17 protein-coding genes and 1 tRNA gene are annotated in these 25623 nt (G+C 41.6%); 6 read left to right on the forward strand and 12 right to left on the reverse strand.

Annotation, left to right across the window (positions count from 1 at the left end):
• The first annotated feature begins 5 nt into the window (after window positions 1-5).
• Entirely contained in the window at window positions 6-1334 is a 1329-nt protein-coding gene (locus AC570H_RS17235; protein WP_497357083.1) for an SWIM zinc finger family protein, read from the forward strand.
• 138 nt (window positions 1335-1472) lie between these two features.
• Here AC570H_RS17235 and AC570H_RS17240 read toward each other — a convergent pair.
• Window positions 1473-1544 (reverse strand) — tRNA-Arg (locus tag AC570H_RS17240).
• A gap of 125 nt (window positions 1545-1669) precedes the next feature.
• Between AC570H_RS17240 and AC570H_RS17245 the strand changes: the two genes are divergently transcribed.
• On the forward strand, window positions 1670-1981 hold the full coding sequence (locus tag AC570H_RS17245; RefSeq protein ID WP_497357085.1) for a hypothetical protein: 312 nt from the start codon (window positions 1670-1672) through the stop codon (window positions 1979-1981).
• A 15-nt stretch (window positions 1982-1996) separates the two neighbouring features.
• Here the strand turns inward: AC570H_RS17245 and metG are convergent, their stop codons facing one another.
• Complete coding sequence (gene metG, locus AC570H_RS17250; protein WP_497357087.1) at window positions 1997-4105, reverse strand: methionine--tRNA ligase; 2109 nt, start codon at window positions 4103-4105, stop codon at window positions 1997-1999.
• Between the two features lie 39 nt (window positions 4106-4144).
• Here metG and AC570H_RS17255 point away from each other — a divergent pair, with 39 nt between their 5' ends.
• Complete coding sequence (locus AC570H_RS17255) at window positions 4145-5041, forward strand: S66 peptidase family protein (RefSeq protein WP_497357089.1); 897 nt, start codon at window positions 4145-4147, stop codon at window positions 5039-5041.
• Between the two features lie 2 nt (window positions 5042-5043).
• A complete protein-coding gene (locus AC570H_RS17260; RefSeq protein ID WP_497357091.1) occupies window positions 5044-5454 on the forward strand; it encodes a DoxX family protein in 411 nt (136 codons plus the stop codon).
• 71 nt (window positions 5455-5525) lie between these two features.
• Here the strand turns inward: AC570H_RS17260 and AC570H_RS17265 are convergent, their stop codons facing one another.
• From AC570H_RS17265 to AC570H_RS17290, 6 genes are all read right to left on the reverse strand, one after another.
• The gene (locus tag AC570H_RS17265) at window positions 5526-6158 is read right to left on the reverse strand and encodes a hypothetical protein (protein WP_497357093.1); all 633 of its coding nucleotides are present in this window, start codon (window positions 6156-6158) and stop codon (window positions 5526-5528) included.
• 102 nt (window positions 6159-6260) lie between these two features.
• On the reverse strand, window positions 6261-7676 hold the full coding sequence (locus tag AC570H_RS17270; RefSeq protein WP_497357095.1) for a RagB/SusD family nutrient uptake outer membrane protein: 1416 nt from the start codon (window positions 7674-7676) through the stop codon (window positions 6261-6263).
• An 11-nt stretch (window positions 7677-7687) separates the two neighbouring features.
• Window positions 7688-10756 (reverse strand): SusC/RagA family TonB-linked outer membrane protein, encoded by a 3069-nt coding sequence (locus tag AC570H_RS17275; protein WP_497357098.1) that lies wholly within the window; start codon window positions 10754-10756, stop codon window positions 7688-7690.
• Window positions 10757-11157: 401 nt separating this feature from the next.
• Window positions 11158-12669: a RagB/SusD family nutrient uptake outer membrane protein gene (locus AC570H_RS17280; protein ID WP_497357100.1), complete on the reverse strand. Its 1512-nt coding sequence runs from the start codon at window positions 12667-12669 to the stop codon at window positions 11158-11160.
• A 14-nt stretch (window positions 12670-12683) separates the two neighbouring features.
• The gene (locus AC570H_RS17285; RefSeq protein ID WP_497357102.1) at window positions 12684-15650 is read right to left on the reverse strand and encodes a SusC/RagA family TonB-linked outer membrane protein; all 2967 of its coding nucleotides are present in this window, start codon (window positions 15648-15650) and stop codon (window positions 12684-12686) included.
• 397 nt (window positions 15651-16047) lie between these two features.
• A complete protein-coding gene (locus AC570H_RS17290) occupies window positions 16048-18534 on the reverse strand; it encodes a M14 family metallopeptidase (RefSeq protein ID WP_497357104.1) in 2487 nt (828 codons plus the stop codon).
• Window positions 18535-18623: 89 nt separating this feature from the next.
• Here AC570H_RS17290 and AC570H_RS17295 point away from each other — a divergent pair, with 89 nt between their 5' ends.
• Window positions 18624-19925: a UDP-N-acetylmuramoyl-tripeptide--D-alanyl-D-alanine ligase gene (locus AC570H_RS17295; protein ID WP_497357106.1), complete on the forward strand. Its 1302-nt coding sequence runs from the start codon at window positions 18624-18626 to the stop codon at window positions 19923-19925.
• Window positions 19926-20262: 337 nt separating this feature from the next.
• Here AC570H_RS17295 and AC570H_RS17300 read toward each other — a convergent pair whose 3' ends face one another.
• The 4 genes from AC570H_RS17300 to AC570H_RS17315 all read right to left on the reverse strand — a co-directional run bounded on the left by AC570H_RS17300 (window position 20263) and on the right by AC570H_RS17315 (window position 24576).
• Window positions 20263-21459: a thioredoxin family protein gene (locus tag AC570H_RS17300; protein ID WP_497357108.1), complete on the reverse strand. Its 1197-nt coding sequence runs from the start codon at window positions 21457-21459 to the stop codon at window positions 20263-20265.
• Window positions 21460-21541: 82 nt separating this feature from the next.
• A complete protein-coding gene (locus tag AC570H_RS17305; RefSeq protein ID WP_497357110.1) occupies window positions 21542-22009 on the reverse strand; it encodes a gliding motility lipoprotein GldH in 468 nt (155 codons plus the stop codon).
• Complete coding sequence (locus tag AC570H_RS17310; RefSeq protein WP_497357112.1) at window positions 22002-23426, reverse strand: PSP1 domain-containing protein; 1425 nt, start codon at window positions 23424-23426, stop codon at window positions 22002-22004. The genes AC570H_RS17305 and AC570H_RS17310 overlap by 8 nt, the downstream gene beginning before the upstream one ends.
• Window position 23427: 1 nt before the next feature.
• On the reverse strand, window positions 23428-24576 hold the full coding sequence (locus tag AC570H_RS17315; RefSeq protein WP_497357114.1) for a DNA polymerase III subunit: 1149 nt from the start codon (window positions 24574-24576) through the stop codon (window positions 23428-23430).
• A gap of 255 nt (window positions 24577-24831) precedes the next feature.
• Here AC570H_RS17315 and AC570H_RS17320 point away from each other — a divergent pair, with 255 nt between their 5' ends.
• A complete protein-coding gene (locus AC570H_RS17320; RefSeq protein WP_497357116.1) occupies window positions 24832-25530 on the forward strand; it encodes a hypothetical protein in 699 nt (232 codons plus the stop codon).
• Window positions 25531-25623 lie beyond the last annotated feature (93 nt).

Raw genomic sequence — 25623 nt, forward strand, 5'->3', positions numbered from 1 at the left:
ATGCAATGACTGATTTACAATATAGCTATAGCAACATTTCTACCTATACCAAAACCAAGGGTATAAATAGCCTAGTATTGGCACACCAAACCGAAATTGAAGCGGTGAACGATATTCCCTGCTTTTTTTGGGGAAATTTAACCGATCCTTATGTTACTGCTAAATGCTGGACTACCATTGCCAAGGTAGTACGTAGCAGTTTTGGTCCAATACCACCAAGCTTGCGTGATCCGATCATTTCTTCCGGGACCGAAAAGATGAGGTTCGAAGGCTTCTCTTCTTGCAATGGTGTTTATGTAAGGCTCGATATGAAACCCGAAGCAATAGATGGTGAGTTTATTGCCACAGGCACCACTAATGTAGATTTTAACGACTCCATGCTCAATGCCTTAAACAGCATTCAAAAAAATGAAAGAGTAACTCTAGCTGTTGGCCAACAGGATATGCAGGTAATCACCAGCAAGGCCAAGGTTACAGAGAGGAAAGTTACCTTGCCTACGCGATGGATAAAAGGCCTAACCAGCGTACAGCTTTATTTGGCCGATATGGAGCTGAAGTTTGAGCTGAATAAAATCCAAACCATTCAGCTTTTTCAAAGCCTTCCAAAAGGAGCAGTAAAAGGTGATTTTTTTATTTCAAAAAGGGCAGGCAAGTTTATGTTCTCCGCTTTAGAAACCCCAGGCAGCATTCGTATTGGTGGAATCCATAGACTTCGTTTATTGGATAATCTATTGGCTATTGCCGAAAAAATATATATCCACGAATCGATCGATAAACAAACCTTTGCCATCGTGTGTGAATTTGGCAAAATGCAATTATTAATGGCCTTTTCTCCTGATGCCTACCGCGGTTTTTCTGGGGAAGGAAAAGTTCTGGAGCAAATGACCGAAGATGTTCCTATGGAATGGATTTATGGATTAAACAGTTTGCTCAAATCTAACGAGACTTTCGACCCTACGCTGCTTTCAATAGAGCATGATATCGACTTTGCCACAATGGATCAGCTCACCTCTTCTTTATCCTCTATTGGGCTTTTGGGCTACGATGTTATGGACAGAAATCATTTTTATAGGCAATTGCCATTTAAAACGGAGCGTATCCTCAGCTTAAATCCACGTCTAAAAAATGCCAAAAAACTAGTAGAAGCTGCAGATGTACAGTTAATCAAAAAGGAAGATACCCTTTTGGAAGCTAATGTTAAAGGAACCAATGTTTGGCATAAGGTGGTGATAAGTCCGGATGAGCACCGTTGTACTTGTGAATGGTTTACGACCTATCAAGGCAAGAGAGGCATTTGCAAACACATTTTGGCTGTTAAAATGATGTTTGGGTAATCACTCAATTCTATCGAGATGATGTGAACTGTCTTTCTTCTCTCCGATAGATCGGTAAAAATATTTTGAACTAAATAAGAGTAAAATAGATATTAACCAAAAAGCCTTTAGAATTTATCTAAAGGCTTATCAGTTTTGTGGTCCCGACGAGAATCGAACTCATATCTAAAGTTTAGGAAACTTCTATTCTATCCGTTGAACTACGGGACCAATATATTTAGGTTGGAGATTTACGACTGTAGATTGAAAATCTCTTCTAAGCGCACAAATATAAAAATTATAAGATGTATCGGCAATTTAGTTGAAACTATTCCTGCACTGTTTTATATTTGGCCATGAAAAAAGCGTTCGGCATCTTGTTCATCTTAATTGGGAGTTTATTGGCATTAGCCGAGCTCTCCCTAATTCCTGAAGCAATCGACAATTTCAAAAATGCAATAAGCAATTTGTCTAACGGCACTAAAGTAGGCACCTTTGTGGGTTTCCTCATAGGAATGGGCCTATTTTTGATCATTAGTATCTTTTTATTCGTTTACGGAATAAAATGGGTGAAACTGCCTTTCAAAAAAGTCAAGCAAACCCAGCTCCCTGAATTCCCAAGCCGTATTGCTCCCATCCAAAGCCAAGATAATAATTCGCCTATCTAAAACTGTAAATAGAGCTTATCTAATCACACTGCCGTTGTCGAATTTGGCACTCGGCGCCACAAAAGTCAATTTGCCATCTGCATTTTCAGCCATTAAAATCATGCCTTGCGAAACAATGCCCTTGATTTCTCTCGGTGCCAAATTAATCAATAAGCTTACCTGTTGACCGATAATTTCTTCTGGCTGATAATATTCGGCAATACCCGAAACTACGGTACGCTCATCTAAGCCCGTATTCACGGTCAATTTTAACAGCTTCTTGGTTTTCTCTACTTTTTCAGCAGCCGTAATCGTAGCCACACGGATATCCATCGCGCCAAACTGATCGAAATTGATATTCTCCTTAGCTGGTACAACCGTAGCGTTCGCCTGTGCATTTGCAGTCTTGCTATTGTTCAGCTTGTCTATTTGCGCCTGCACTTCTTCGTCTTCAATCTTACTGAACAGCAATTGAGGCTCGTTTAATTGATGGCCACGTTTCAGCAGGTTGATCGATCCGGCATCTTCCCAAACATGACCGCCATAGTTGAGCATTTTCATCAATTTATCTGCAGTAAAAGGCAAGAACGGTTCGATCAGGATTTCGAGGTTAGCTGCAATCTGCAAGCTGATATACAAAATGGTCCTTACACGGTCTTCGTCAGTTTTAATTACTTTCCAAGGCTCGGTATCGGCCAAGTATTTATTGCCCAAACGGGCTACATTCATCACCTCAACCAATGCCTCTCTAAAGCGGTAATTTTCTATTGAAGCGCTGATCTTTGCAGGATAGCTTTTCAACTCATCGATTACCGCCTGATCCTGCTCGGTTACTTCCATGAGCGTAGGCACTTTTCCATCAAAATATTTTTGGGTAAGTACGGTTACGCGATTAATAAAATTGCCTAAAATGGCAACCAGCTCATTGTTATTGCGTGCCTGAAAGTCTTTCCAGGTAAAGTCATTGTCTTTGGTTTCTGGTGCGGTTGCCGTAAGTACATAACGCAATACATCCTGCTTATCCTTAAACTCGATCAGGTATTCGTTAAGCCAAACCGCCCAGTTTTTAGAGGTCGATATTTTTTGGCCTTCTAAGTTCAGGAATTCATTTGCAGGCACATTGTCTGCCAAAATAAAATCGCCATGTGCCATGAGCATCGCCGGAAAAATAATACAGTGGAAAACGATATTATCTTTCCCAATAAAGTGCACCAGCTTGGTATCCTCGCTTTGCCAATATTCTTCCCAGCCACATTTATCTACCTCAAACTGACTGATATAATATTCTTCGGCTTTTGGGTTCCACACGTCGAGTTTTGGATAGTTGCAAAGCTCTTTAGTGGCCGAAATATAACCAATTGGTGCATCGAACCATACATACAAAACCTTGCCATCTGCCCCCTTAACAGGCACTTTTACGCCCCAGTCTAAATCGCGGGTCATGGCACGTGGCTGTAGGCCCGCATTGAGCCAGCTTTGGCATTGGCCGTAAACATTCGGGCGCCATTCTTTATGGCTTTCGATATAGGTTCTTAATTGATCCTCGTATTTGTCTAATGGCAAAAACCAGTTCTTGGTTTCCTTACGTACCGGAGGTTCGCCACTTAAGGTCGATTTTGGATTGATCAGATCGGTTGCATTCAACGTACTGCCACAGTTCTCGCATTGATCGCCGTAGGCATTTTCGTTGCCACATTTAGGGCAGGTACCAGTAATGTACCTATCGGCCAAAAATGTTTGCGCCTTCTCGTCATAATATTGTTCGGTAACTTCTTCTGTAAACACACCTTTATCATACAGCTTCTCGAAGAAATCTGAAGCAGTTTGGTGGTGTGTTAGGGATGATGTGCGATGGTAAATATCAAAAGAAACCCCAAATTCCTTGAAAGAATCGCCAATGATCTTGTGGTATTTATCCACCACTTCTTGTGGCGTAATGCCTTCTTTTTTAGCTTTTAAGGTAATGGGAACGCCATTTTCATCAGAACCGCAAATAAATTTCACGTCTCTTTTGTTAGAGCGAAGGTAACGCACATAGGTATCTGCCGGCAGGTAAACACCCGCCAAGTGGCCAATGTGCACCGGACCATTCGTGTAAGGCAAAGCTGCCGTTACGGTATATCTTTTAATTTTACTGTTATCCAAAACTATTTATTTATTTTGGCAAAGATAAGTGTTTTACCTATGATTAAACAGCCAGCCCATTTAAAAAAAGGAGATCAGATTGCAATTGTATGCCCAGCCAAGAAATTGCCCAAAGGTATTGACAAGGCCATTGCCATTTTGCAGGATTGGGGCTTGGAGGTGGTAGTGGGTGAAACGGTTACCGCATCTTACCATCAGTTTGCGGGTACAGATGCCTTACGCAAGAGCGATCTGCAACAGTATTTAGACGATCCTAACATCAAGGCTATTATTGCAGGCAGGGGTGGCTATGGCACCCTCCGGATTATAGACGAATTGGATTTTACCACATTTTTGCAACATCCAAAATGGCTGATCGGCTTTAGCGACATTACGATTTTACTTTCGCATGCCTTTGCCCAGCTACAAACACAGAGCATCCATGCGCAAATGCCCTATACTTTTGAAGATAGCACACCAGAAGCATTAGAAAGCCTTAAAAATGTGCTTTTTGGCGAACCTGTTAACTATACTTACGCCAGCGGTTTTGAAGGCAGAAGCGGAAACGCTGAAGGATTGTTAATTGGTGGCAACTTAACCTTGCTCATTGCGGTAGAAGGTTCGGTTTCTGAGATGGATTATACCGACAAGATCCTTTTTATCGAGGATGTTGGTGAACATGAATATGCCATTGACCGCATGATGCGGATCTTAAAACGCAAAGGCAAATTAGCCAATTTAAAAGGGATTATTGTGGGTGCATTTAATGAGGTTGGCGAAGAAAGCATTCCTTTTGGACAAAGTCCGGAAGAAGTAATTTGGGACCTGGTTAAGGAATACGATTATCCAGTTTGCTTCAACTTTCCAACGGGCCATATTGACGACAACCGTGCCATGGTATTGGGTAAAAATGTATCTTTACGGATAGATCACCCTAACGTTCAATTAAAATTTTAAAAATGGCAGTTTTCGATAAACTAGGTAAATACCGTAACACGGGTTTGCTTCTTTTAAGGCTAGGCCTAGGTGGCATGATGATTATGCATGGCTATCCTAAACTAGGTGGCGGACAAGAAACATGGACCCAAATTGGGGGCAGCATGAAGCTGATCGGAATTGATTTTGCTCCCGTACTTTGGGGCTTTATGGCTGCAGCTACCGAAACCTTTGGAGGCTTTCTGTTAATTCTTGGCCTGCTTTTCCGTCCGGTAAATATCTTGTTGGTATTTACAATGATCATCGCCGCACTGGTTCACTTATCAGACCCAAAACAAGGATTGGGCGACGCTTCTCATGCCATAGAATTGGCTATTGTATTTTTCAGCCTGCTGTTTATTGGCCCTGGAAAGTATAGCATTGATAAGAAGTAGTGTTCATTGCAAAAAGAGAAAGCCCAAGTTAATTCAAACTTGGGCTTTCTTTATAATTACTAGTTTCCCAATTAATTAACTCCTTTAAATAGGGCAATCAGATCCTGTTCATTTTTTATTGACGGAACTGTGCCTGATTTTAGGGTAAGGCCATTTGTTTTAACAGCCTTTTCAACAGATTTAGTATTGGGTTTTATTTCGTAGATGCTGTTTTTATCAAATACAAAATAGGTTATATCTTCTCCTATCTTTCGTTCGATATCCTGACTATAACCTTTGGTTTCTATTATTCTTTTTCTCAATTTCTTTAAAAGCTGTGTTTTCCCGTCTACTAAAACCTCATAAAATGTTTTGTTGGTATTGCCGTCTACTGCCGGAAAATTATTCCTAAAGATTCGGCCAGCTTCTCCTTCACCTATCACAAATTCTTTAAGGAGGTGATTAAGCAAAAGCTCTTTATCACCACTTTTAAAAGTAACGCCATCATCTATCTGATTGTATTTGATCTGTACGTTCTTGTACACACCTCCATCGGACAGGTAAATGGTGCCGCTCCTCCAATCTTCATATAAAAATGCCGATCCCTTTATTTCGGAATAAGATTTATTTGGTATGGGCAAACCATAGCTCATTGGAAGCGTTATTGTTTGCGCTAAAGCATAACTGCTAAAAAAAAGGCTTATAACTAAAAATATGTTTTTCATATCAAGACATGTTTTTTAAAGATAACCAGAATTGCTATTATTTGTAACAAAAAAGCTTTAAACATAATGTTTAAAGCTTTTTTGTACGGCTATCGTATAAAATTAATAGCCTGGATTTTGTTGGATCGATGGATTTGCAAATTTTTCACGATCTAAGATTGGAAGCACGTAGTTTCTTGCGGTAGGAAGCAAGGTTTTAGGAACCGACGCACCAACAGCAATATCTGCATCATCCCTTACGATGGGCAATCCTTTTCTTCTCAAGTCGAAAAATCTATGCCCTTCAAATGCCAATTCTTTATATCGCTCTAAAATTACTGCATCAACCAGTGCTTGCGGTGTTGCAAAAGTTTCGTTAACGTAGCCAGTTATCCTAGCGGTTCTCACCGCATTTAAAGCTCCTGCCCCTGCAATAAGATTTGGAGTAGGCAGTAAAGCTGAGGCTTCGGCAAGAATCAAGTAAACCTCAGAGGTTCTGATTACCTTGATGTTGTTGAACCTATTTGTCGAACTTTGTCCAGGATATTTGTTTACTTTCCAGTTCTCTCTTGTCGAAGGAACCGAAGTGTCATTCAAGATGAATGCATTATATCTCACATCGGTTGTTTGGTTATAGGTTGACCTCAATTTTAGCGAAGGAGAGAAGAATACATCTGTATTATCATCGGTCCAAAGCGTACGTACCGATCCAGCATTTGCATTTCTTCTCAACTGGAAATAGGTCTCGCCAGTATTCGAATCGTTCCAAATATTGGTATACGCTGTTCCCGATGCCAAAGTTCCTTTAGCTGCAATGGCTTGATTTGCATATAAAACTGCATTAGGGTAATCCTTTGCATAAAGAGCTGCTCTGGCTCTTAAAGCGGCTACCGCAGGTTTCGTAAGCCTAAAGATGTCTGTAAAGGTTGCCGGAATTAGGGCGTCTGCCTGAGTAAAATCGGCATTCACCTGTTGCATGACCTCTCCAAAAGTACTACGTTGCGGCTTACCCAAGATATCTGATTTGAGCATAATTACTACGCCCAAAGAATTTGCATCGTAGGTTGGCGCAAACCATCTTAATAACTCAGCATGAGCAAATGCCCTGATGGCCAAAAGCTCTCCTTTTAACCTCGGCTTATTTGCCTCTTCTGTAGGGCTATTGGTGGTTACTGCATCGTAGGCTTCTAATGCCCTGTTTACACGATCAATTACCGTATACATGGTGGCCCAGGCCGCTGTTGCATCACCATAGCTGCTATCGAAACTCCACCTATGGCCTAAACCAAAATTCCTGGTCAGGTTATCTACTCCCCACCTGGCTTCATCGGCCATAATGGTATTGATATAAAAGGCTTGTTGATATTGCATAAACTGGTACGCACCTATCACGGCCTTATCTAAATCGTCATATTTTGTAATCGCAGTCTCGTTCGAGATACTATCTGTAGGCTTCAGATCTATATTCTTTTCGCACGAGAATAGGAGTGTACTTGCAAGCAACATCGCCCCTAAATATCTATTGAATCTCTTTATCATTTCTTTATCAATTAAAATTTAACCTGAACTCCGATAGAGAAGTTTCTTGGTGCCGGATATTTAAATTGTGCAATGTTGTTGCTGTTCTCTGGGTCAAATCCACTCCATTTCGTCCAAGTGGCTAAGTTTTGTCCCATTGCATAAATCCTAACACCACTAATGTATTTCGTTGCATCTAACCATTTCTTAGGCAAGTCGTAACTGATGGTTACATTTCTCCAGCGGATAAACGAAGCATCTTCGATATCGAAAGAGGTAAACTCTCTTGGTGCTCCCAAACGGGCAATATCAGTAACCTGACCTGGGGCAGACCAAGCGTTTGCCATTCTTCTTTGCTGGTTATAAGCGGTGAACTGGCTGGTGCTCGACAAGAAGAACGATTCGTTGTTAAACATTGAATAACCTTGGAAATACGCGAATAAAGTACTAAAATTGAAATTTTTGTACCTCAAGCTCGTCCCAAAACCTCCGGTAGTTGGTGGAATATAGGTACCCCACTGTGCTACACTTTGCAAGTTACTATTATAAACTGATGTGGTTGTTCCGTTCATTTGCAAAGTTTGAGGATCCCTGTTGTAATACAATGGGTTACCATTTGCAGGATCAACACCTGCATAACCTGGGATATAGTGAGAACCTACAGGAAGACCAACTCTAATGATCGAAGTTCCTGAAGGATATTCTGTAGCCTGACCCAAATTGGTGATTTCATTCTTGTTATAGGCAATATTCGCGTTCAATGTCCAAACAAAGTTTGAATTAGAAATTACATCGAATGCTACATCAGCTTCAATACCTTTGTTTCTCAAGCTACCTGCATTAATTTCAAGCGAACCAAATCCTGATGTTCTAGATAGTTCTTGAGAAATGAACAAGTTTTTAGTCGTACTATGATAAAGCTCCAATGTAGTTCTCAATCTGTTTTTAAACATTGAAAAATCTACACCAAAGTTAAATACACTAGTATATTCCCAATCATAATCAGGATTACCCGGTGATGATGGAGCAATACCGGCTACACCTGCATATGATACGTTTCCATAAGCCGGCAAGTAACCAAAGTTAGATTGATTTTGTGCAGTTGCAGTTTCTCCGTAACTAGCCCTAACTGTTAAGGCATTTAGAAATTCTACACTCCTTAGGAAATCCTCTTCTTTGGCATTCCAGTTTACACCAACAGAATAGAAGTCTTGCCAACGGTTTTTCTTAGGCAACTTTGATGATCCATCTACCCTATAAGTACCTTGGATGGTATATTTATTATCGTAGGTATAGTTAACCAAACCAATGTAAGAAGTGAATCCGTACTCAGTTTTGCTTCCTCCTACTGTAGGAATCATACCATTGGTGTTTGTTCCCGGTGTAATACCAGCTGGAGTATTCAACAGTTTTGGATTGATACCAAAGCCTGTAAAATTGAACGTATTAAATCTGTTTCTTACTGCCTCAATCAAAGCATTCGCATTAATCTGGTGTTTATTCCACGATTTGGCATAAGTAAGGCCAGAAGTTGAAGTCAAATTCAATACCCTTGTAACCGCATCTTGGAAAGATCCTTGGTTACCGCTTTGTACAGATATACCTGCATGCGATCCAGGGAAGATACTTCTTTCTTGAACGGTTTGGCGATAATCCAAACCAAGATTAGTTGTTAGTTTTAAGCCATCATAAAGCTCATATGTTGCATTTGCAACTGTAGTAATTTTAGTTTGATCTGTTTTAAGTGTCGAATTGTAAATCCGGTCTAATGCATTAGATCCCAAACGGCTATCGGCAAGGGTACCATATTTGGCAGACCATGGATTAAAAGGCGTAAAGCCGTTTGTTGTGTTATTTGAGGTGATAATTCTGCCGTCAGGACCATACGGATTCTCCCAAGGCACAGCCAGATAAACCGCTGCAAATGGATTGGCCAAAGCTACAGCTGCTTCCGACTCAACAAAATCTGACTTAGACCAGCCTAAGTTGGTCTGCAAACCTAATGTCCATTTGCCAGAACTATGATCGAGGTTAAACCTTGAAGTATAACGATCTAATCCTGAACGAAGCGCAATACCATCTTGAGAATAATAGTTGAAACTTCCGTAAAAACGCGTTTGGTCGTTACCAACATTTGCCGTTACTTCATGGCTTTGAAAACTTCCATCTCTGAAGAAGATATCAGACCAATCTGTATTGATTCTACTGATCGAATCTCTAATGGCTGCTCTTTGTGCCGCAGGAACTGACGATGATGGATTGTTAGGAGATAAGGTCCAGCCAATTCCAGCTTTTCCTTTTTCATGCAAAGCCAATAGCTCTGAGCTATTCATCATGTCGAATTTATCCTGTGTACGTACATCTCTACCATATTGGGTATTGTAGCCAATTTGAAGCTTTCCTTTTACACCACGTTTGGTTTTGATTACCACAACACCATTACCACCGCGCGAACCGTACAATGCCGTACCTGCCGCATCTTTTAAAATACTGATCGACTCAAAATCGTTCGGGTTGATTGTTGAGAATGTGGCCTCGTCTATGGCGATACCATCTACCACATACAGAGGAGTTGTACCTCCAGAAATAGAGTTTGCACCACGAATTCTGATGGCTGCGTTGGTACCCGGTTGTCCAGATCCTGATAAAACAGTGATACCTGGAGATTGTCCTTGCAAACGGGTTTGAAAGTTAGGCTGAGGAACGTTTTCAATGTTCTTGGCACTGATTACATTCGCTGCGCTTACGTTTCTCGCCTTAGTGGTTTGGGTATAACCAGTAATTACGATTTCTGATAAGACTTTTGAGTCCGATGTTAAAGCAACATTGGCAACATTGCCGTTAATTGCTATTTCTTGAGTAACAAAAGCAATAGAAGAAATTACTAATGTCTTGCCATTTGAAGGCACTTTGATGGAATACCTTCCGTTTCCATCTGTTAATACCCCAAGGTTGGGTACTTCTTTAACCTTGACAGAAACGCCAGGAATTGGCAATCCATCTTCACTTGATGTAATCGTTCCCGTAACTGTTCGCTCTTGGGCAAACACAGCTATAGAAAACGCACAAAAAATGAATAAACTTAGTACAAGTTTTTTCATAAAATAATAGTTTTAGTTAAGTTTTCCGAATTGAAATTCCATGAAAGTACCACAGCTACGTGGGTTTTCTTAACAAAATTTTAACAAAGGTGATTTTGGCACAATGCACATATGGCTGTTTTGTAACCTGTTACGAATCTCTTTTTCTACCCGTAAACACGTTTAAAGAATTATTGAGGTTAGTTCTTATGAAAAATATTGCCTAGAATTTCGAAAAAACAGGAAGAATATTACGTGTACCAAATTAGGTGTTACAACAAGTAATTCTTGGCTGAACATATCGAATTCAATAAAAGGTTCCCCACCTTTTAGCCTATGCCTTAATCAGAGAATAAATATCCTTAAACAAAAAGTCCTTATTGATTGCTCAATAAGGACTTTAATAGCTAAAACCATCTGGATTACCAGCCTGGATTCTGAACTATATTAGGGTTTGCGTTTGTAAGAAAGTCTGTGTAAGGAAATGTCCATTCTCTAGCATTTGTAGGCAATGTACAATTACCTGCAGGTGAAATTGCTGAGTTTCCACAAGTTAGTGTACTTCTATTAATTACGCGGGTGGTTCGTTTTAAGTCGAAAAAGCGCTGGCCTTCTCCTACCAACTCCCTTCTTCTCTCATTCGCGATGGCTTCCAATAAAGGCGCTCCAGTTAGATTTTCATCTACATATCCTGTAATGCGGCTCCTCCTCAAAGTATTCAAATCAGTCATACCCAAGCCATCTTGCGTGCTTCTTGCATAAGCTTCTGCACGTATCAGGTAAAGCTCACCTGTTTTCATGGCAATAAAATTGGCATTTGCATTCGATGTATTGGTTTTGCCTTTGTATTTGGTCAATGCCATTGAAGTTGGGTTTTGGCTATTTGTTTGAGCAGTAAAGTAGGCTCTATATCGCAAATCGTTGTTTCTGATTAATCCGGTTGTTCCCGTAGTATTCACCACTTCAGTTGCTACCCTGTAATAACTCCTGCTTGAGCTTGCAAAAAACACCAAGTTGGTTGGACCGCCTTGACCTGCATCAAATTGCACATTCCAAATAATTTCTCCAGCGGCTGTTTCATTATACATGCCACTAAATTCTGCTTGTGTATTTGCCAAATCGGGTGCTAAGGCCATACCTTTTGTCGCTGCCGTAATTGCTGCAGGATATAGTCCGGCGTACAAATTAACTCTTGCTTGTAATAGGTATACAGCGGCTAAGCTCAATTTAGGCATCGTTAGGCCATCTTCTGGATTGATAGGCACATCAATATCGCCTAAAAGCGTTTCTGCTTGGGCCAAGTCTGCAAACAGGTTGTCATAAAACACTTTATTGTTCATTCTCGCAGGTTTTTCTGTTGTTAATACCACAAAATCCTTATTATAATATAAGGCCAATGAAGTAGTACTGTTCCGATCGTAACTATTGGCAAAATACCTGAACAAATCAAAATGAGCCAATGCCCTAATGGCCAATGCCTGACCTTTGATACGGTTTGCTCTTTTCACATTTGCTGCTGTAGTAAACTTACCTATATCTCTCAATACGATATTAGCAGTAGAAATGGGTTTATACATGGCCGCATAAATATCTGTAACTTGATCTGTATTTTTTTGATACACCCAGTCTGACATTACTTGCGAGTTAGAAAGCGACTGCCTTGATTCATAAAGATCATCAGCCATTATATCTGGCATTAAGGCCGCACCACCACCTGTACCACTTGCCGAGCCATAATAATCGGCAGCCCTCAAATTTGAATAGGCGCCGGTTAACACCTGCTCAACTTGGTCGATGGATGATGGATTATTCAAACCATCTAAGGTAAATTCGGGCACAAGATTAATATAATCATCTTGTTTACACCCTGCTATCGTTAACGCGCTCAACAGTATGATAGCTGAGGTACGTTTAAATATGTTATTTGTCATCATTTGTACATTAAATGTTAAAAACCAATGGTTAAACCTATAGATCCTTGAACTAGGGACGGGTATTGAGCACCAACTAAGCTTACTCCAGTTGCTTCTGGGTCAAAGCCTCTGAATTTGGTAGAAGTCCATAAATTTTGACCTTGAATAAAAACTCTTGCCGATCTAATTTTGGCTTTATTTAGCATCGCTTTAGGGAAAGTATAACCCAACGTAACGTTACGCAGCCTCCAGAAATTAGCATTATCCAAAAATCTGCTGGTTTCAGTTTGGAAAGAGTTTCCACCACTCGGATCTGAACTTGGCACATCTGTTATTCTGTTATTTGGTGTCCATTCATTTAGCATTGAGATATGCATGTTATCAAAATAATACGTCGGATTGGTGAGGTTGGTCAAGTCATTGTTAAACATTTGTCTTTTTAGGAAGAAGTTCAGCTGCGCACTCAGGTCAAAGCCTTTATAAGCTACGCGGGTAGAAAAACCACCAAACCATGGTGCGTCAGACGTACCATACATAATCTTATCGGCTGTATCAAATATATCGGTAATGCTTCCATCAAGTTTACGGTATAAAGCGTGGCCATTGTCTGGGTTAACACCAACATAAGGAACTAAAAACAATGAATTTACCGGCTTGCCTACCGATAGTCTCGTCACGCCATCGATTACATTATTTGCTGGAAGGCTCAAAATTTCATTTTTATTATAAGAAATATTTGCGCCTAATGTCCAGTTAACACCGGTTGTTGACCTGAATATATCTCCGTTTAACGCCAATTCAATTCCCCTGTTTCTGAGCGAGCCGAAATTACTTGGAATCTTGACAAAACCACCTGCAGCAGGATCTACTGGCACATCATAAAACAGGTCTTTTGTTTTCCTGTTGTAAACTTCGATGGTTCCAGAAAGCCTGTTTTTCAAAACTGAGAAATCTAAGCCAAGATTGGCCGTAATATTGGTTTCCCAAGTAAGGAAAGGATTGCCGGCAACTCCTGGACTAAACCCTCTTTTGCCAGCATAGGTAATGGCGTTAAATTGAGCCAATGGATAGTTTGGGGTGGCATTGTTACCCGTAGAACCATAACTGGCCCTTAATTTCAAGCTATTTACAAAGGTTATTTCCTTCATAAAATCTTCTTCGCTCATATTCCAAGCGACACCAATTGATCCAAAGTTTGCCCATCTGTTATTTGTTCCAAATTTTGAAGAACCGTCTCTTCTTCCCACCAGGTTAAGGAAATACTTATTATCATAACCATAATTTGCGGTGAGAAATAACGACATTAATCCATTTTGAAAACCATTACCTCCAACTATTGGGATATAATTTTCTGAGGTAGCAGAACCTGGAGTCATACCGGCTTCATTGTTAAAGCCATTTGTAAACCCGTATCCAGTGTAATTAAAGAATCTCGAATCGTTTTTAACTACCTCGGTAAATAGGCCTCCACTTATTTCATGTTTGCCAAACGAATTGGAATAGTTGATAGAAGTCGTTCCTGTATAACGGAAATTTCTATTCAAGCTTCTGGTTAATGAACCGTTCTTCGCAAAACTAACAGTAGTATAAGGGCTATTAAATGCATATACCTCATCTTGCGTATAATCTACACCCCAGTTTGTTCTCACATATAAGCCTTTTACCTGAGGAATGTGATATTCTAAATACGATGTAGCTATTCCTTTGATCTGGCGTCCGTTGTTATAGTTCAACAACAGTTCCATCAAGGCATTAGGCTGCCCAGAGCTCAACTGGCCCAAGCCTATTCCATCTTCAAAAATTTGATTAAAACTTCCATCAGGATTATAAGCGGTTTCCCAAGGATTGCTCCAACGAACTGCATTTAATGGGTCATTAACAAATGCAGATCCTTCGCCTGTATTTGAACGTTTTGAAAAACCACCCTGAACGCCTAAGCCAAACCTGAAATTATTTACTACATTATCTACATTAACCCTGGCAGTGTAGCGCTTAAGGCCTGTAGTTCGTACAATACCTTCTTGATCAAGATAAGACAAAGAAGCATAAAATTTGCTCTTTTCAGTTCCTCCGTTGGCACTGATCTGATGTTGCTGCGTATTTCCGGTTTGGAAAAGGGCATCTTTCCAGCTAAAATCAACCGCTCTTTTTTCGTCTGCCTCTTCAGGCGTCCAGCCGTAAGGATTATCTCTGATATCAACTTCATAGTCGATTTTTTGCTTGCTGTTCATTACGATCAGCCTGTCTTCTGGCATCTTGCTTCGGCCAAGCTGCAAATCGTAATTAATCTGGATCTGGCCTGTTTTGCCTTTCTTCGTGGTAATTACGATAACCCCATTTGCACCCCTCGAACCATAAATACCTGTTGTTACCGCATCTTTTAATAAATCGATGCTTTCAAAATCGCCTTGGTTCATGGTTTGAAAATCAGCTGCAGATATCTCGATCCCATCTAAAATATAAAGTGGGGTATTTGAGCCGTTAATGGAGCCATTACCCCTGATCCTTACCACGGCTTGTTGTCCTGGCTGACCACCGTTGGCCATTACAGAGATGCCTGGCGCAGCACCTTGCAAGGCCTGATCAAACGAACCATAAGTTTGCTTTGCCACTTCTCCAGCAGGGATGACCGAACTTGCTCCTGCAAAGGATTTACGAGAAACGCTTCCATATCCCGTAATTACTACTTCACTTAAAGCCTTTGCATCGGTTTGCAAGGAGACATCTATTGTACTGCCTGCATTTGCAAGTTGTTTAATAACGGTTGCAAAACCCAGATAAGAAAATTCGAGCGCTGTTGCCGTGGCCGTAACCTTAATGGTGTATTTGCCGTCGGCGGTAGTTTGTGTGGTGCCGTTTGCACCCCTTACTTTAATTGTTGCTCCCGGAATCGGAAGCCCGTCATCATTTGATGTAACAGTTCCTGTGATGGTACGTTCTTGACCAAACGCCACCAAAGTTAGTGCACATAAAATGAATAAACTTAGTACAAGTTTTTTCATAAGATTAATTAGTTTTAGTTAAATTTTTCCGAATTGGATTCGATGAATTTAGCGTTGCTACGTTGGTTTTGTTAACAAAACTTTAACAAAGGTGATTCTGACATATGGTCAATTTGACTGTCCTGAAGCCTATTTAAGGAGCTCTTTTTTGCACAGAAACAAGCGTTAAGAACGATAGGAATAGATTTCTTACGAGAACTTTAGTTATGAAATCTGAGGAAAACGCAAAGAATTATTTGCTTGTTAATTTTATTGAGAAGACATGCCTATTTAAACAATTACCATCAATTGCTTTGCCATAACAAGACACAGAAAAGCCCTATTTTTTCACAACGCTCATTGTAAAAAAACAGGGCTTTTAACTTCTACCTTCGGTGAAGTCTGATATAATTAGAATTTAATTAACCAAGAAAAGCGCATTGGTAAACAGTTGCTTTCCATTTTCCCAAAACGAGCGAAACAGCACATCGGTTCCCAGGTAAACTACGGTTCCCCTGCCTACTTCTTGTACGCCATAAAGCATGCCGGTATCCAATTTCTTTTTCACTTTCTCTCCAGCCACGCCCGCCATGTAGCTATTGGGCTTTAATGAACCCACGTTCCAGCCATCTTCTAACGGCTCGTAAATTTTCTCGTCAGTTTTTAAGGTATAGTAATACTTGCCCAAGCCAAGCGCCAATGGATGGCTCTGGTCGAGGCTTACCTTATAAATAGCTCCAGGAATGGAATTTTGCAGATCATCTTTATCTTTTTCCGAATATTTGCGACTTGCGCTTTCCTTTTCGTCTTTTTTAGGGTATTCTTTCTTTTTGATTTCAAAAGGTTTTTTGCCCACCAGGGAGGTGATGGCATCTTCCATTAAAATAAGCTTGCCGCCTGCATTCAGCCAATTGCTCAACTGATCACCCATTTTATCGCTATAGGAACCATCGGGCATAATCAGCACATTGACCTTGTTGATGTCTAAATAACCGGCAGATTGGGCACTGATCATGGTAATTGGATAACCTAATTCCTGTTCAAAAAAGTGCCAAACTTCGCCTACGCCACCCGATGAAACTTCTTGTCCGGCTATCACCGCGATTTTCGGCACCGTTAACAAACGATAAACCGACGACCCGAAGTCTTTTCCCTTTTCTACATAGCCACTGGCAATAGGAAAGAAGGAAACATTAAATCCTTTCGCCGTTTCGCTTAGAAACCTGTTAAAATCTTTTACATTCCGTTCGTTCTCGTTGCGATAAATCAGCAAAGAACCTGCAGGATAGGCTTTACCCCCAATGGTAAACCCTTCTTCGGCAATCCTCACTTTTACCTTTTGTTTTTGCAATGCGATAAGTACCTGTGCATCGGCCACCGAATTCCATGGAATTACCCAAGCATAAGGTTTAGAGATATTGGGCACGGTTTCTTTTTTCTCTTCAATAAAATTAAAGCTGCCAGTTACCGCCTCTTTAACGGCATAGGCATTTAAGCCATAGGCGTAAGGCAGGGCCCAAGCCGTAATATCGTAGGTATTTGAATCCGTTACTTTTGTTTGGGGCTCAAAAAGCACGTTAGCCATTACCGAATGTGGCTGTTGCAGGTTCACGATCAAATCGTTGCGCTCAACCTTAAAACTCTCTGTCTTTTGCGTTTCGTAGTTATAGCCATTCAGCGTGCGATCGGCACCAAAGCCATAAGCGATATGATTGCTCTGCAGCAACTCTGCCAGTTTGCGCAGGCGCGGAATATTTTGGGCCTTTACAATATAAGTGGTATAAACTCCTGGCGGATTGGTGGTGCTTTGCTCAAAGTATTTTTTGTATTCGCTCAACAATTTATCGGCATTGCCCGCTACGGTTTCTATGGTAGCCATAGAGGTTGTAAAATGGTGATCGATCCTGTCTTTTAAAGTAAGCGTATCGCCATCGGCAGTTACCACCGCCAAGCCGGCTCTAATGCCTCCCTGCTCGTAAGTCATGCCAATTGCCCCATTGTATAGCGGATAGGTATCGCCATAAGATGGATACAACAAATCGAAACGTTCCTTGGTAAAATACTGCCAGCCGTTTTCATCGAAGTACTTGGCATTGTTTTTTCCTACTATCACCTGAAATTCTCTCTGCCATGGGGTGATATCCTGATGTACAGGCTCTGCCGCAGGAGCAAAATAATAAGGTTCGTTATAGCCCTGCTCATGAAAATCTACATGCACCTGTGGCATCCATTGGTGATAAGCCACCAGGCGTTGCCTGGTTTCGATCTGCGTTTGCCAAGCCCAATCGCGATTAAGGTCATAATAATAATGGTTGGGCCTGCCTCCCGGCCAAGGCTCGCTATGTTCCCTTGCCGAAGGATCTGGATTAGGCACTTTGCCGCTCACCATATTGAAATAGCTTACGTATCTTTCTCTGCCATCGGGATTGAGGCAGGGATCTATAATCACAACGGTGTTTTTCAGCCAATCCTTTACACCGCTTTCGCTGCCTTGGGCCAATGTATAAAGTACTTTCATAGCGGTTTCGGTAGAGTTGGCCTCGTTGCCATGCACATTATAGCTCAGCCATAAAATTGCAGGCTGTTTGCTCAGTTTAGATGCACTTTTGTTAATGCTCGAAAAATTGAGGTTATTGGTCCTGATCTGCTCCAGCTTGTCTATGTTATCCTGATCAGAAACAACGGCAAGCAAGAGCTCTCTGCCCTCATAGGTTTTGCCGTAGGTCTGCAGTTTGATATTCTTGCTTTGATTTGCTACTTTTTTGAAATAATCGACCACTTTTTGATGGGGTGTAAAGTGGCTCCCCAATGGATAGCCTAAAAACTCATCGGGCGAAGGAATCTGGGCCCAAGCAGCAGATACACCCAAACAAAAAAGAAATAAACAGTGTAGCAGTTTTTTCATACAAATGGCGATTAATAATCAATAATACTAAAAAGAATGCTTTTTTTAGCTTTGCATTTGTAATTTTACCTGAACTTTATCCGCTTGCAATGGCAAATATCGAACAGCTTTACCAACATTATTTACAGCAGCCCATAATTTGTACAGATACCCGCTCCATTAGTGCCGGATGCCTGTTTTTTGCCCTCAAAGGCGAAAATTTCGATGCCAATGTATTTGCCGAAAAAGCGTTGGAACAAGGGGCTGCGTTTGCCGTGGTAGACAATGCCGACTATGCCAAAAACGAACAGTGCATTTTGGTTGACGATGTATTGACCACCTTACAGGATTTGGCCAAACACCATCGCCAGCAGCTTCAAATTCCGGTAATTGGCTTAACTGGCAGCAATGGCAAAACCACTACCAAAGAACTGATCAGGGCTGTTTTAGCCGAAAAATATAAGACCTTCGCCACCAAAGGCAATTTGAATAACCATATAGGCGTGCCACTGTCTATTTTATCCTTAACCAAGGATATTGAAATAGCCGTAATTGAAATGGGCGCCAACCACCAACGCGAAATTGCCATGCTCTGTGAAATTGCGCAGCCTACCCACGGACTGATCACCAATGTGGGCATGGCGCATTTGGATGGCTTTGGAGGCTTTGAAGGCGTTAAAAAAGGGAAGGCGGAACTCTATGCCTACCTTAAGCAAACACATGGCTATGCCTTTGTTAACCGCAACAATCCCTACCTGATCGAAATGAGCGAGAAAGCCGAGTTGAGCAAGGTGGTTTATTACGGAACGGAGGAGGGCAACAGCATTAAAGGCCAATTATTGCATAGCGATCCATTTATTGAATTGGAATGGACCGCTGTTAATGCAACCCATCGAACAAAAGCCAATTTAACAGGCACCTACAATTTTGAGAATATATTGGCGGCTATCTGCATCGGACATTTCTTCGGATTAACCGCCGTGGCGATTAACAATGGCTTGGCCAATTATTACCCGACCAACAATCGCTCCCAACTTACCCAAACCGAGAACAACACCGTGATCTGCGATTTTTACAACGCTAATCCGAGCAGCATGAGCGCCGCCCTTAACAACCTCAAGGCCTTGAGTGCCGCACATAAAACGGCTATTATGGGCGATATGTTCGAGCTGGGCGAAGAGTCTCCAGAACAACATGAAAAAGTAGTTAAACTTGCCCTAGAAAACAAAATTGAGCACCTGGTTTTTATCGGCAAATATTTTTATCCGCTTAAAGACAGGTACGCAGGCCATTTCTTTAGCACGCCCGCCGAGGCATCGGCCTATCTTACGGCGAACCCGGTTAAAGGAAATTTAGTATTGTTAAAGGGAAGTAGGGGCATGGCATTGGAACAACTGATGCCTTTGCTATAGCTAAGACGCTACTTGACTGTAAATCGCTAACTGAAAATTGCCAACTGACTAAGTTTGAAGCGCAATAACCGTGAAACGGATCAAAGGCAGTCCTGCTTTCCGCTGTATCTTTTTTGTCTTGTTAGCAAAAAAGGATGTCGCTCCAATCTGGGCTATTTTACTTTAGCCTGTGCAATAGAACAGAGTAGCAGGAACAGCTGTTACCTAAACCCGATTGACAGCGATAGCCTTGAGCAAAGCGAAAGCTTAAGCAAAAAGCGGGAATAACAATCAAAAGGAATACTGTTTTTGCTTCCCAAGTCACCCTAGCTATAAACTGAAAATTGTCAACTGGCTCTTACATTTTTTCAACTTGCGTCAAAGCACTTTTCAAGTCTTCCTTTACCGCCTCTGGGGTATCTGGACTAGCAATCATGCCTTTTGCAATCGTTCTAAACTTGTCAAATTCTTTGCCTTTGATGAAGAGAATGGCTTTTACATAATCTTTTAGGTAAGCTTTTTTGGCATCCTTGGCAGGGATGATGATATTTTCGAACTTGGTTAAAACCGGAGCCAATTTACCCTCTTCGGCCAATACCGGACCAAAGCTCATCATGGCGTTGCACAAGTATTCGAAATCTATTTTTGATGGCGTATTGGCCAAAATAATATCGAATTCCTTTACGGCTTCGTCGGTTTGTTTGGTATTGATGAAAAATTGCGTCCTGAAGAAATGGTAAACAAAAAAAGATTTTTGTGGAATGTATTTATCCAGCATATTTTTAACCGCCGCATAATCTGGTTCCTCGGCACCTTCTTGTATCGAATTAGAAACGGCGAAGCCCAAGGTTAGGCCCACAATGCGTTCGTCTACTTGTTCAGGCGTATATTTGCCGTCTTTTGTGATTTTCGCTTTATTGGCAATAATATAAGCCAATGCCTTTTCATCGGGCAGACTTTCTACATGGTTCATCAACAAATCGATCAAATCGGCATTGCCCAAAATATCGGCCTGTTTTGCCAAATAATCATTGCTGATCTGTTCAAAATCCTCATCTTCGAAATCGGCTGCCATGGCCGCAAATTTTACAAACTGGGCATTGTTTAATTCTAATGCCTTGGTCTTTAAGGTAAAAAATTGGGTTTCCGGATTTTTGGCAGTTTGACCCAGCGTTACAAAATCCGCCGCTTCATGAAAGCCTACGCCTTTATGCAGGATATTGCCATTGGCATTGATAAACAAGAGGCTTGGATAGGCCGTCACCTGAAATTGTTCGGCCAGTTTTGGACCCTCGCCTTTTTCCATGTCGTATTTAACATTGATAAAATTGGCATTGAAATAATCGGCCACCGCCTGATTTTTATAGGTTTCGGCATCCATGGTTTTGCAGGGACCGCACCAAGTGGCATAGCCATCTAAAAAAATCATTTTATTTTCTTTTTTGGCCTTTTCCAATACGCTGGTCCACGCTGGATTGTCCATGAAGGTAATTTCTGCCGCTTGGACAAAGGTGGTAATCAGGAGGAGGCTCAATGCCCATGCTAACTTCTTCATCTGTTTTTCTTTCTTGTTCCCTTAATGCCTGTAAAAATCAGTGTTAACCTTAAGGTTTTAAATACCTATAAATGAGTAAATTTTATGGTTGTTTGCTTACGCTCAAACCGATATCGCTAATGCCCAGCAAAGGGTTGTCGCGCATGTTCTGTTCTATTTCGATTTCGTATTTGCCGGCTTTCGGAAAGCGATAATCGCTCAACAAACGGAAGGTATGGGTATAAATATCTCCCGATCCCTGCCCTAGCCATTCGCCATCTGCTTTGGCCAGCTTAAATTGGTAGCGCGTTTGCTTTTGCAGTCCGGCTCCCTTCAGGTGCATTACTACGTAGAGATTGGCGTAGCGATAATCGACCGTGTGGCGCAGCCTAAAGTAAACCTGATAGGCCTGGTTTGGCTCTTTGATTTCTACCGTTGCCTTTAGGCTTTTGGCATAGGCCCAGCTATTTTCGTCAACGCTTTGGTTTACATCGAGCAATTCGTCGCTCATGCAACCCGAAAAGAGGACCAATATGGCCAAAAAAAAGAGCGCAGAGGTAAGCTTAGTCATTTTTTGGTGCTGTGCCCGATGGATTGTTGGGCTTATTTTTATTGCGGTTCTTGTTCCGGTTTTTATTAGGGCGATTGCCTTGTTTCTGCGCTTGTTGTGGCTGACTTCCAGCTCCTTCGGCTACAGGCTTCGGCGTTTGCTGATTTTGTTTTGGCGCTTGTTGCGCTGGCTTAGGCTGCTGGTTTTTCCCCTGTGCAGGTTTGTTGCCTTGTGCCGGTCTGGCTTGTTGTGGCTGACCTTGGTTTTGGCCACCACGGTTATGCTCACCTTTGCCGTTTTTATTGCGGTTACGGTTATTATTGTTACGGTTTCTGGCTTTCTCGTCTAAGCGCGTCAAACTATCCTGACCTACCACATTTTCATAATCGTATACCTTTTCTACCACTACCGTTGGTTTCAGCGCTACCGCTTCTTCTTTAAGGTTTACCGGTTTTTCTCCCCGCTTGTTCATCGCCATGATTTCTTTCACGCGATCAACTTTTAGCGGAATCCAATCTTCCTGATTGGCATAACTGAACCACATCAGCTTTTTGAAGATATCTGTTTTTTGGTGGCGTGCCACACCTACTTCGGTATGCAATGATTCAATACGGTCTGGAATGTCTTTAAGGGCATCTAGATAGGTATCAAGCTCATAATTGAGGCAACATTTTAGTTTGCCACATTGGCCAGCCAATTTTAGGGTATTTAACGAAAGGTTTTGGTACCTGGCTGCGGCGGTAGAAACGGTTTTAAAATTGGTGAGCCAAGTAGAACAGCACAATTCGCGTCCGCAAGAGCCAATACCACCTAAACGGCCAGCTTCTTGGCGCATGCCGATTTGGCGCATTTCTATCCTGATGCGGAAAGTTTCGGCCATTCTTTTGATGAGCTCCCTGAAATCTACACGGCCTTCGGCGGTATAGAAAAAAGTAGCTTTTGTTTTATCGCCTTGGTAATCTACATCGCTGATTTTCATAGACAAACGCAGATCCAATGCCAAAGTACGGGCTTTATGCATGGTTTCCCATTCCATTCCCTTGGCCAGTTTCCATTTCTCTACATCGGCTTCTGTAGCCTTGCGATATACTTTGCGGGTAACCTGATCTAAATGTGTTTTGCGGCGTTTCATCTGCATGCGCACCAGTTCTCCGGTTAGGGAAACATGGCCTACATCATAACCGCCTGTTGGACCTTCAACGGCCACTAGTTCGCCTATTTCGAGATAAATGTTGTCGTGATTAACAAAAAACTCTTTTCTGGAGCCCTTAAACTTCACTTCCACTATCGGAAAAGGCATATAATTTGAAGGCATGTCCATATTAGACAGCCAATCGTGTACTTCCATTTTCTGGCAGCCGCCTGTTAGGCAGGAACCATTGCTTTTACAGCCCGCAGGGGCGCAACCGCCTCCTGTTGAACAACTTCCACATCCCATATTAGTTGTATATATATTGAGTCCCCTGAGGGAGCGTTTTAAACTTTATGATTTTAACTAATTGTAAAGATACATCTAAAAAGAGAATTTTCGGATTCGCATTGCGCTCTACGTGGTAATGTGCCTGCTCCAACTCGTTGATCAGCGCCTCTACCATGGCCAGGTTGAATACTTTTTCCGACAGCTTTTGCGCCACCTCCAGCGTTTGTGGCGGTAATTTAACCAAATCGTAGGCACCGCTCAGCAACAAGCTGCACTCGCGTAAAAAATTGATGCCATACTTTAAAAAATTCTTTTGGTTCTCTCTTCCCCAGCCCGCAGCCTGGTCGGTAAAGGCAATCATGGCCGGCACGCGGTTGCCAAATCCCATCCTGAGCCATTCGGCAAAAAGGCCTGCGTTGTTGTTGGCTACATCATTGAGCAATGCATTGGCTTCGATCAGGTTGCCGTCGGCCAAAAAGCCGTATTCTATAGCCTGCTGTGGCGATAGCTGTGCTTTGTTGATGAGGTAATCTTCTACCACTTCATCGGCCAGTTTGGGAATCTTCACAATTTGTGTTCGCGATAGAATAGTAGACAAGATCTGTTCCTGATTTTGAGCCACCAAGATAAACAGCGTATTTGCAGGCGGTTCTTCGATAATTTTTAACAAAGCATTGCCTTCCTTGTCCAAAAACTCGGGCAACCACATAATGAGCACCTTCGTATCGGCCTCAAATGCTTTGTAGCTCAGTTTTTTAATGATGTCATGGCATTCGGCAATATTGATATTTGCCTGCTTGTTGTCGGCACTTAATCTCGACCGCCAAATATCCAAATCAAAATAAGGCTCTTCGAGCAATAGGCTTCGCCATTCTTCAAGTACATCGGTGGCAATTTTTACCGAAGCCGATGCAAAAAAAGGATAGGAGAAATGCAGATCAGGGTGAATGTATTTTTCGTACTTGCGACACGAAGAACATTCGCCGCAGCTGTCTGTTGCCGTTTTGTTTTGGCAGTTGATGTATTGGGCATAGGCAATGGCCAACAAAATCGCTCCGCTTCCAGATGGCGCCAAAAACAATTGTGCGTGGCTAACCCGGTTTTCTACAACGGTTTGTATCAGTTGTTGCTTAACGTTTTCCTGTCCAATAATCTCTTTAAACTGCATAGGCGCAAAATAAGAATTTGATGTGAGATATGAGACATTAGATGTGAGATTGGCACTGCGTACTGGGTATAGCGTGGCGATAAGCGTTTGGGGATGGGTTGAAAGGTAGAAGGCGGAAGGGCAAAAGATAGTGCTGTTAAATGATAAGGTTGGATCTAAAAAGATTTATTTAAAAAATCACAGCAATTTTGCCTTCTAAACTGTTATTCAAAAAATATATTCGCATTTTGTATTTCAGCAAAACAAATCCGTACCATGAAAAAACCATTTATTGCAGCCCTATTCATCGCTGTGCTGATCAGTTCGTGCCATCAGCAAAAACAAGAAGCCGTATCAGACGACCTTCCAACGCCAGAGCAAATGGTAAAACCCTATTTTGCAGACAACTATCCGGTTACCGATAAAATGTTTGGAAAAGGAACCGCAAGCAGGCCTTTTAAAACGGAACACCTCGAGTCTCAAAATACGGCTTGGTTTACAAACGATAGCTTAAAACAAACATTGTCGTTTATCTTGTTCTCTGACAATGAACGATTAGTTACTTCGTGTTTTGATAATGATAACGTACCCAACGAAGTAATTGAAAAGATGGATCTTAACGATGCGCACAAATACACCGCATCTTCCGAAGACAAGTTGCTTTATTTTAAGGAGTTTTTCAAAAAAGCAAAAAAGATAGAAACCAAATATTTCACTTCTAACAAGGGCTTTAAAATAGGCGATCCCAAGGAAAAGGCGATCAAACAATACGGCAAGCCTGACAGCGTAAAAACAGTGGAAGGTTTCGAGAAGTGTTATTGGAATCCTGTTGGTGCACAAGTGAGCAAACAACCGGCAACAGATGAGAAGGATTTGTTATTGATTGACGAGAAAAAGCAATTTATTACGATGTACTTCAAAAACAATAAGCTGGCCACCATTATTTTTGATAACGTGAACAGGCCAAAGGAATAAACCTCCCAAACAAACCTTCATGCTTACTTTGTTTTGGAACGAATTGTAAAAATTTAATTGATATATCAATAATTGATTTTGCATTTATATTTT

It is taken from the genome of Pedobacter sp. B4419 (genome assembly GCF_059693725.1).